The 9,598-nt window shown below is 57.6% G+C and carries 8 protein-coding genes; 4 read left to right on the top strand and 4 right to left on the bottom strand.

Going from position 1 to position 9,598, the window contains the following annotated elements; genetic code table 11:
- Positions 1-669 (top strand): site-specific integrase (locus JJ869_RS19265; RefSeq protein ID WP_366510480.1); only part of this gene is annotated, 669 nt, incomplete at its 5' end.
- A gap of 53 nt (positions 670-722) precedes the next feature.
- On the opposite strand, the gene JJ869_RS19260 is transcribed toward JJ869_RS19265, so the two are convergent.
- The 3 genes from JJ869_RS19260 to secA all read right to left on the bottom strand — a co-directional run bounded on the left by JJ869_RS19260 (position 723) and on the right by secA (position 4,823).
- On the bottom strand, positions 723-1,328 hold the full coding sequence (locus JJ869_RS19260; RefSeq protein ID WP_292269669.1) for a site-specific integrase: 606 nt from the start codon (positions 1,326-1,328) through the stop codon (positions 723-725).
- A 261-nt stretch (positions 1,329-1,589) separates the two neighbouring features.
- Complete coding sequence (locus JJ869_RS19255; protein ID WP_292269666.1) at positions 1,590-1,973, bottom strand: hypothetical protein; 384 nt, start codon at positions 1,971-1,973, stop codon at positions 1,590-1,592.
- A 132-nt stretch (positions 1,974-2,105) separates the two neighbouring features.
- On the bottom strand, positions 2,106-4,823 hold the full coding sequence (gene secA, locus JJ869_RS19250) for a preprotein translocase subunit SecA (protein ID WP_292269663.1): 2,718 nt from the start codon (positions 4,821-4,823) through the stop codon (positions 2,106-2,108).
- Positions 4,824-4,997: 174 nt separating this feature from the next.
- Between secA and JJ869_RS19245 the strand changes: the two genes are divergently transcribed.
- From JJ869_RS19245 to mutT, 3 genes are read left to right on the top strand one after another with little or no spacing between them, the layout of a single operon-like run.
- A complete protein-coding gene (locus tag JJ869_RS19245) occupies positions 4,998-5,849 on the top strand; it encodes a peptidylprolyl isomerase (RefSeq protein WP_292269660.1) in 852 nt (283 codons plus the stop codon).
- A gap of 3 nt (positions 5,850-5,852) precedes the next feature.
- Positions 5,853-7,082, top strand: a complete 1,230-nt coding sequence (gene argJ / locus JJ869_RS19240) for a bifunctional glutamate N-acetyltransferase/amino-acid acetyltransferase ArgJ (RefSeq protein ID WP_292269657.1) — start codon at positions 5,853-5,855, stop codon at positions 7,080-7,082.
- A complete protein-coding gene (gene mutT, locus JJ869_RS19235) occupies positions 7,079-7,477 on the top strand; it encodes an 8-oxo-dGTP diphosphatase MutT (protein WP_292269654.1) in 399 nt (132 codons plus the stop codon). The genes argJ and mutT overlap by 4 nt, the downstream gene beginning before the upstream one ends.
- Positions 7,478-7,790: 313 nt before the next feature.
- On the opposite strand, the gene infB is transcribed toward mutT, so the two are convergent.
- Positions 7,791-9,598 (bottom strand): translation initiation factor IF-2 (infB, locus tag JJ869_RS19230; protein ID WP_292269651.1); only part of this gene is annotated, 1,808 nt, incomplete at its 5' end.

Raw genomic sequence — 9,598 nt, 5'->3', positions numbered from 1 at the left:
TCGACCCGCAAAATCGATGATGGTAGCGTCGTCCATGATGGTGGTGCTCCTTTGGATGGTGGCTTGTGTCGCAACAACAAACCAACCAGATGCACCGCCGTCATTCAAACCGCCCAGACACCAGATTCAGCCATAACTCAACGAGCACTGCGATACTGCCAAAGCCGCAAGCATGTGACACGCGACAGCACCATACTGCTGTTCAGCATATACACTGGGCTGAGGGCAAAGGAGCTCGCAGCACTACGCATTGGCGATGTCTACGACGCAGAGGGCGAGCCACGCACACAGTTCACGCTTGCTGCTGAACAGACGAAAGGTGCTCGCACACGCTCTGTGTTCGTCAATAAGCAGCTGAGAGCACAGTTGGTACTGTACGCACAGTGGCGACGCATGTCAGACGCTGCTCAGCCCTTGTTTCGCAGTCAAAAGGGTGGACACTTTTCAGCCAACACAATGTGTCAGCTGTTCCTCAACATCTACAAAGCATGTGGGCTGTCAGATGCAAGCAGCCACAGCGGCAGACGCACATTCATTACAAGGCTGGCAAACAAGGGTGTTGGTGTGCGTGTGTTGGCAGCACTGGCTGGACACAGCTCAATCTCAACCACGCAACGCTATATTGATGTCAACGACACGCAGTTGGCAAACGCTGTGGAGCTGTTGTGATGAGACAGTAGGTTTAACCTACTCTTTTTGCCCCACCAATCATGTTGACACGATTATCCACCCAACCTCGTCGCCAACTCTTGTGCAGTCGCGTGTTTGCCGTAGTAGCTTTCAATAATCTGCACACTGGTACCCATGTTGCGAGCAATATCAAACACGTTCACTCTGCCCCATCTCAGCATCTGTACAGCATAAAAATGCCTTAGGCTGTACAGTGTGTATTTCTCAGCATCTGCATTGTGTGTGAGGTTCTCGCGTTCAAGCACAGCGTTAAACTGGTCTATGAGTGTGATAACTTTGTTGCCGTCTGGCATTCTAAAAAACCAATCATCGTGCTGTGCCGTTTTGCGACTGTGTTGTTTTGCACCAAGTTCAGCCGTTCGCACCCATTCGTCTCGCCAACGAGCATTGCGTTCCAGCGTTCGCTCAACATAGCGTCTGGCATTAGCTCGCAAGATAACATATCGCTTGCCTGTCTTGCCGTTCACGTTAAACGCATAGTTTTCGCGTCCACGTTCGTCGGTGAAGCGTTCAATGTCGCTCATACGAAGGTTGTTGGCTTCACCCACACGCATGCCGCTGTTGGCAAGTATCAGCACATAGTCACGCAGCAGCTCACGTGTGTAACACCAACGAGGGTTATCCCGTTCCTCATACATCCAGCGTCTAATGCCTTTGTACAAGCGACTGTACTCAGCCAACGTGAATGCTGGACGTGTTTTGGTTCGCTGTGCTTTGTGCCTAAACGTGGGCAGTGGTTTGTTGCCTCTGTATCCACGCTCATGTGCAAACTTCAGCACAGTGAGTGCGTAGGTAGTTTCCCACTCCAGTGTCTTGTCTGCTGGATTTATGCTGTGGTTCTTTGGACGTTTGTCTGCTGGCATGCGTCTGTAGTAGTCACGTCGCCAATCCACATAGTCTCACAATACTGCGTTATCTATTTTCTCAACAGCACGTTTTCCGCAGTACTCGTGCCAGAACTTGCTCACACGCCGTATCTGACGCAGCATGTAGTCGCTGGTTTGTTGTTGGTTAGCCTTGTTGCTATGGCGATAAGTGCCACGTGCATTTTGGCTCTCACGCAGTCGTTCATACTCATTCAGCACATCACTAAAACGCTTCGTCTGCAGTGGCAGCTGTTCTTCTTTGCGAAACTCTAACTCGTAGTAAGCTCGCATAGCCAAGTCTCTGGCTTTGGCTAAGTCACGTGTTTTGAGGCTTTTGTAGATGTATTGACGATTGCCTTTGTACAGACGCACTTGAAAGATGCCGTTGCGTAGGAACAACAGCACCTTTCCTTCCATCAGTTTCTCTTCAAAACCAACGTCTTTTTCGCCTAACAAATGCTCAACACCCTATGCAAAACATCGTTTTGCAGAACATTTGCATAACATTTTTGGCTTTGCAAGCTAAAGCTAAGTTACTGATTTTAAACTTTAAATTAGCTTGCCATGACAATGCTTGAACTTCTTGCCGGATCCACAAGGGCAGGAATCGTTCCGGCCCGGGTTGCCCCATGTGGTCGGATCATTTTCGTCGAAGCCTTCCAAAGCAGCCTCTGCGGTGCCGGTCCCGGCCAGCTCGGCCTGTTGCGGTGCCGCTGCCTCGGCGGCCCGTGCCATGGCCGCCTGCTGCGCCGCCATTTGCTGCAGCATCGCCTTCTGCTCTTCCTCGGTCATCGGGCGGACCTTGCCAAGCTGCTTGCTGACGTCTTCGCGCAGGCTGTCCAGCATCGTCTCGAACAGCTGGAACGCCTCGGACTTGTATTCGTTCAGCGGATCGCGCTGCGCATAACCCCGGAAGCCCACGACGGACCGCAGGTGTTCCAGCGTCAGCAGGTGCTCGCGCCACTTGCCGTCGATGGTCTGTAGCAGAACCTGCTTTTCGATCTGACGCATCGTGTCCGGGCCAAAGGCCTCGGCCTTTTTTGCCATCATCTCGTCTGACGCAACCTCAAGCCGTTCGCGGATCACATCGGCATCAACACCTTCTTCGTCGCCCCATGCAACAACCGGGGCATCGACCCCCACCAGTTCTTGCACTGACGTTTGCAGCCCTTGGGTATCCCACTGATCTGCATATGTTTTCGGTGGAATATAGGTGTCGACCAGATCGTCGATCACCTGATGGCGCATGTCGCGCGCGATCTCGGACAGATCCTGCGCTTCCATGATTTCGCGACGCTGGCTAAAGATCACCTTCCGCTGATCGTTCATCACATCGTCGAATTTGAGCAGCTGTTTGCGGATGTCAAAGTTGCGACCCTCCACCTTGGCCTGCGCACGTTCCAGCGACTTGTTCACCCACGGGTGCACAATGGCCTCGCCCTCCTTCATGCCCAGCGTGGACAACACCTTGTCCAGACGCTCGGACCCGAAAATGCGCATCAGGTCGTCATCCAGCGATAGGAAGAACGAAGACCGGCCCGGGTCACCCTGACGGCCCGACCGCCCGCGCAGCTGGTTGTCGATGCGGCGGCTTTCGTGGCGCTCGGTGGCCAGAACGAACAGACCGCCCGCCGCCTTAACCGCTTCTTCGTCGCCGGTGTGCTCGGCTTCGATGCGTTTGCGGATCGCCTCGGGATCACCCTCTGGATCAGCGGCAATCGCCTCCATGATCTTAAACTCGACGTTCCCGCCCAGTTTGATGTCCGTTCCGCGACCAGCCATGTTTGTGGCGATGGTCACGGCACCTAACTTGCCCGCATCCGCGACAATCTGCGCTTCCTGCTCGTGCTGGCGCGCGTTCAGAACGTTGTGGGTGAGCCCCGCATCGGTCAGCAACCGGCTCAGCATCTCGGACTTTTCGATCGACGTGGTGCCCACGAGAACCGGTTGGCCCTTGGCATGCGCCTCTTTGATCTCGGTCACGATGGCGTCGTATTTTTCCTTTGCGGTCCGGTATACGCGGTCATCTTCGTCGATCCGCGCAATCGCCCGGTTGGTCGGCACTTCGACCACACCCAGCCCATAAATCTCGGCAAATTCATCCGCTTCGGTCGTGGCGGTGCCGGTCATGCCCGCCAGCTTTTCATACAGGCGGAAATAGTTCTGGAACGTCACCGACGCGAGCGTCACGTTCTCGGGCTGGATCTTGCAGCCTTCTTTCGCCTCGATCGCCTGATGCAGACCTTCTGACAAACGCCGGCCCGCCATCATTCGCCCGGTGAATTCGTCGATCAGAACCACTTCACCATCGCGGACAATGTAATCCTTGTCTTTCTGGTATAGCTTGTGCGCCCGAAGCCCTTGGTTCACGTGGTGAATAAGGGTCGTGCTTTCCGGATCATACAGCGATTGCTCTTCGGGAAGCAGGCCAAGCCCGTGCAAGGTTTCTTCGAGAAACTCGTTGCCTTCGTCGGTAAAGGTCACGTTCCGTGTCTTCTCGTCGAGCGTGACATGCTCGTCGGTCAGCGACGGGATCACCTTGTCGATGGCGACGTACAATTCGCTGCGGTCCTGCGCCGGTCCGGAAATGATCAGCGGTGTCCGCGCCTCGTCGATCAGGATCGAATCCACCTCGTCGACAATCGCCATGTAGTGGTCGCGCTGATACATCTGTTTCAGCTCGGACTTCATGTTGTCGCGCAGGTAATCGAACCCAAGCTCGTTATTCGTCGCATAGGTGATGTCACAGGCATAAGCGACCTGCTTTTCCGCGTCGGGTTGGCGGGGATACACAACACCCGTGGTCAGCCCTAACGCGCCATAAACCTTGCTCATCCATTCGCTGTCGCGCTTTGCAAGGTAATCGTTCACCGTCACGATATGCACACCGCGCCCGGTGAGCGCGTTCAGATAGGCCGGGAAGGTCGCAACAAGCGTCTTACCCTCACCCGTCTTCATTTCCGAGATATTGCCCTGATGCAGGAAAATCCCGCCCATCAACTGCACATCAAAGGCCCGCAGCCCCAGCGCGCGCTTCGCGGCTTCGCGGCAATTGGCGAACGCTTCGGGCAGCAGCGCATCAAGCGCCTCTCCATTGGCGATACGCGCCTTGAACTCTGCCGTTTTTTCGATCAGCTGCGCATCGCTCAGCTTTTCAAAATCCGCTTCCAGTGCGTTGATCTTCTCAACCAGCGGGCGGGTCGCCTTGACTTTACGGTCGTTCGGCGTTCCGAACACCTTGCGCGCGACTTTACCTAATCCCAGCATTCATTCACTTTCAGCTTTGACATCTTCGTGTGCGGCATCTGCTTGCTCGCCTCGCACACAGCCCATATGTCACAGGGGAACGACTGGCTTCGCAGCGCCTGCAGGCGATGTAAGGTCAGGGCAATTCACTGTCAATGTCGCCCCCACGGTACGGGCGGCTCTGGAAGGATAAACATGACGAATCTCATCACGAAACTCTCCGCAAGCGCGTTCGCCCTGATGCTGGCCCTGCCGGTACAGGCGCAGGACACGCTGACGGCAGACTCGGTGGTGGCCACGGTCAATGGCACCGAAATCACGCTGGGCCACATGCTGATGGTACGCGCGTCTCTGCCGGACCAGTATCAGCAGCTCCCCGATGACGTGCTATGGGACGGCATCATGGACCAGATCGTTCAACAAACTGTGCTCAGCCAGCAGGACAGCGGCGAAGAGACCCGTCGTATCAAGCTGGCCCTCGAAAACGAACGCCGGGCATTGATGGCGGCGCAGGTGATCGAAGGCATCGTCGGCGATGCGGTGACGGACGAGGCCGTGCAGGCGATTTACGAAGAAACCTACCTGCAGGGCGAACAAAGCGAAGAATACAACGCCTCGCACATTCTCGTTGAGACCGAGGAAGAAGCCGCAGCCATCGTCGAAGAATTGAACGGCGGCGCTGATTTTGCCGAGGTTGCCCGCGCGAAATCCACGGGCCCGTCCGGTCCAAACGGCGGCCAGCTTGGCTGGTTCGGCGCGGGCATGATGGTGCCGGAATTCCAGTCCGCCGTAGAGCAGCTCGAGGTCGGTGCAATCTCCGGCCCAGTGCAAACGCAGTTCGGCTGGCACGTCATCATCCTCAACGAAAAGCGCACCAAGGAAGCGCCCGCGCTTGAAGCCGTGCGCGGCGAAATCGAAAACCAACTCAGCCAGCCGGCGGTCACCCAAAAGATCGACGAACTGACCGATGCTGCAACTGTCACCCGCACCGCAAAGGAAGAGGTCGATACCTCTGTCCTGAGCAATATTGGTCTTCTGGAGGACTAAGAATTGGCCAAGATCACATCGGTTTCCCCCCTCGCACCCGCCAGCTTTCCATCGCTGCCGGTCATCAAAGGGGCAAGGTTTGCAACCGCCGCGGCTGGCGTGAAATACGCCGGTCGAACCGACGTGATGCTGGCCGTACTTGATCCGGGCAGCTGCGTCGCAGGTGCATTCACCAAATCCGCCACGCGGTCGGCCAACGTACTGGATTGCCAGTCGAAAATCTGGTTTGAGGACGATGGTGGCGCCGCCATCATCGTCAACTCGGGCAACTCCAACGCCTTCACGGGCAGGGCAGGGGACGAGAGCGTTCAAGCCATCTGCGCCGAGGTCGCCCGCGTGACCGGACTGCCTGCCACCCGTGTCTTCACAAGCTCCACCGGTGTGATCGGCGAACGCCTGCCGCATGACCGGATCGCGGCCAAGGTTGAGGAGCTTTACGGCAATCTGGACGAGGCAGGTCTCCCTGCCGCTGCCAAGGCCATCATGACCACCGACACTTTCCCGAAAGGATCGACCACCACGGTCGACCTGCCGGGCGGCACCGTGACCATAGCAGGCATCGCCAAAGGCTCCGGCATGATCGCGCCCGACATGGCAACGATGCTGGTCTACATCTTCACCGACGCCAGGATCGCGCAGCCTGATCTTCAGACCTTCGTGTCCGCGATCAACGAAAAGACCTTCAACAGCATCACCGTAGACAGCGACACCTCGACCTCCGATACGCTGTTGGTTGCTGCCACAGGTACCTCGGGGGTGACTGTCACCGCAGAAGACACCGCCTTCCGCGATGCTCTGCACCACGTCATGCAAGACCTCGCGCATCAGGTTGTCCGCGATGGCGAAGGCGCGACCAAGTTCGTGGAAATCACCGTCGCCGGCGCGCTTAACGATGCCGACGCCAAGATCCACGCCATGTCCATCGCCAATTCCCCATTGGTCAAAACCGCTATCGCCGGCGAAGATCCCAACTGGGGCCGTGTCGTCATGGCCATCGGCAAATCCGGTGCCCCTGCCGACCGTGACACGCTCAGCATTTCCTTCGGCGATGTGAAAGTCGCCACGAATGGCTGGGTCGATCCTGACTACCGCGAGGAACAGGGCGCTGCGATCATGAAGCAGGAAAACATCTCCATGACCGTCGATTTGGGCATGGGCAACGGGTCTGCCACTGTCTGGACCTGCGATCTGACCCACGGCTACATCTCGATCAACGCCGATTACCGCTCGTGACCGTCGTTCTCGTTTCCGCTGTTGCGCTCATCGACCCCGATGGGCGCATCCTTCTGGCCCAACGGCCAGAGGGCAAGTCCATGGCGGGCCTCTGGGAATTCCCCGGCGGCAAGGTCGAACCCGGCGAAACCCCGGAACAGGCGCTGATCCGCGAACTGCAAGAGGAACTGGGCATCGACACCTGGCAAAGCTGCCTCGCCCCGCTCACCTTTGCGTCGCACAGCTACGAGAAATTTCACCTTCTGATGCCGCTCTTTGCTTGCCGCAAATGGAACGGCACTCCCGAATCACGCGAAGGGCAGGCGCTGAAATGGGTGCGGGCAAACCAGCTCAAGGACTATCCCATGCCTCCTGCGGATATCCCGCTTATCCCCATTCTGCGGGATTGGCTCTGACAAACCGGGTCCAGTATTGCGAAAGTCGTCTTTGCCAATCTTTTTCTCTGGCAATGAAATACGCAACAAACTATCTAAGAATTGTCAGAACTTGGGGGAGATTTGACATGCTGAAGACAATCATTATCGGAAGTTGCATGTCTGTGCAGGGAATCTTTGAAAAGGCCCTGCCCGATGGACGCATTTGTGTCCGTGTCGGAAACAGGATCTTCGCGGGTCTGCCGGTTGCCAACGCCGCTTGATCGCGGCACGCACCGAAAAAGAAAAAGGGCAGCGGTGACGCTGCCCTTTTCTGTTTCCGGGATACGCAGGCTTAGTCCAGCTTGCGTTCAACTTCCTGGCGTTCGAAGATCTCGATCACGTCGCCCTGACGAATGTCGTCGTAGTTGTCGAACGCCATACCGCATTCCTGACCCGACTGCACTTCGGCCACTTCGTCCTTGAAGCGCTTGAGCGTCTTGAGCGTGCCTTCGTGGATCACCACGTTGTCGCGCAGCAGGCGCACACCGGCGCTGCGACGTGCCACACCTTCGGTGACCAGACAGCCGGCAACCTTGCCGACGTTCGACACCTTGAAGACGTCCTTGATCTCGGCATACCCGATGAAGGTTTCCTTGATCTCGGCGCTGAGCAGACCCGAGGCGGCCGCTTTCACATCGTCCACAAGGTCGTAAATCACGCTGTAGTAGCGAATCTCGACGCCCTTCTGGTTCGCGGTGTTCCGCGCCGACGCATTGGCACGGACGTTGAACCCGATAACCGGACAGCCCGACGCTTCGGCAAGACCGATATCGGTTTCGGTGATCGCACCAACGCCCGAATGCAGCACGCGCACGCGCACTTCGTCGTTGCCGACTTTCTCCAGCGCCTGAACGATCGCTTCGGCAGAACCCTGCACGTCCGCTTTGACCAGCACAGGAAGCTCGGACACGTTCTCGTCGTCCTTCGCCTTCTTCATCAGCTGTTCCAGCGTCGTAGCCGCACCCAGTGCTGCACGCTTTTCCTTGGCGACGTTGGCACGGTATTCCGCGATCTCGCGCGCCTGCGCTTCGGTCTCGGTCACGTTCAGAACGTCACCCGCTTCGGGTGTGCCGTTCAGGCCCAGAACCTCCACAGGCACCGACGGTCCCGCTTCCTTGACGCGCTCGCCCTTGTCGTTGATCAGCGCACGGACCTTGCCGTACTGCTCGCCAACAACAAAGATGTCGCCCTGACGCAATGTGCCGTTCTGGATCAGAACAGTGGCAACCGGCCCACGTCCCACGTCCAGCTGCGCTTCGATCACCGCACCCTGCGCCGCCCGGTCCGGGTTCGCCTTGAGTTCGAGGATCTCCGCCTGCAGAGCAATCGCTTCCAGCAGTTCCGGCAAGCCCTGACCTGTATGCGCAGACACTTCCACGTCCTGCACGTCACCGGACATCTGTTCCACAACCACTTCGTGTTGCAGCAGGTCGGTCCGCACTTTCGTGGGGTTCGCGCTTGGCTTGTCGACCTTGTTGATCGCCACGATCATTGGCACCTTCGCCGCTTTCGCGTGATTGATCGCCTCAACCGTCTGCGGCATCACCGCGTCATCAGCGGCCACCACCAGAACAACGATATCCGTCACCTGAGCACCGCGAGACCGCATCGACGTGAACGCCGCGTGACCCGGAGTGTCGAGGAACGACAGAACCGCTCCATCCTTCGTCGTCACCTGATAGGCGCCGATATGCTGCGTGATCCCGCCAGCTTCACCCGAGGTGACGTTGGTTTCCCGGATCGCGTCCAGCAGCGATGTCTTGCCGTGGTCGACGTGACCCATGATCGTGATAACCGGCGGACGCGGCTTGAGATCTTCCGGAGCGTCCTCGACCTCTTTGATGACGTCCTCGACATCCGCGTCCGACACGCGCGTCACGCGGTGACCGAACTCTTCGATGATGAGTTCGGCGGTATCGGCGTCGATTGTCTGGTTCTGCGTCGCCATGATGCCGTTCTGCATCAGCGCTTTGACCACATCGCCCACACGTTCTGCCATCCGGTTGGCCAGTTCGGCCACCGTGATCGCTTCGGGCAACTGTACGTCGCGCACAACTTTCTCGCGCGGCTGGTTGCCGCCCATGGCTTTCTGACGCGCAC

The sequence above is a fragment of the Marivita sp. genome (genome assembly GCF_017643905.1).
Taxonomy (GTDB): domain Bacteria; phylum Pseudomonadota; class Alphaproteobacteria; order Rhodobacterales; family Rhodobacteraceae; genus Marivita.
The sequence above is the reverse complement of the archived record's forward strand: the minus strand, read 5'-3'. Positions and strand labels throughout refer to the sequence as shown.

Bases quoted from the DNA above. Each gene is read 5' to 3' on its own strand.
- JJ869_RS19260 (WP_292269669.1), bottom strand. From the start codon at position 1,328: ATGTATGAGGAACGGGATAACCCTCGTTGGTGTTACACACGTGAGCTG.
- secA (WP_292269663.1), bottom strand. From the start codon at position 4,823: ATGCTGGGATTAGGTAAAGTCGCGCGCAAGGTGTTCGGAACGCCGAAC.
- JJ869_RS19245 (WP_292269660.1), top strand. From the start codon at position 4,998: ATGACGAATCTCATCACGAAACTCTCCGCAAGCGCGTTCGCCCTGATG.
- JJ869_RS19255 (WP_292269666.1), bottom strand. From the start codon at position 1,973: ATGGAAGGAAAGGTGCTGTTGTTCCTACGCAACGGCATCTTTCAAGTG.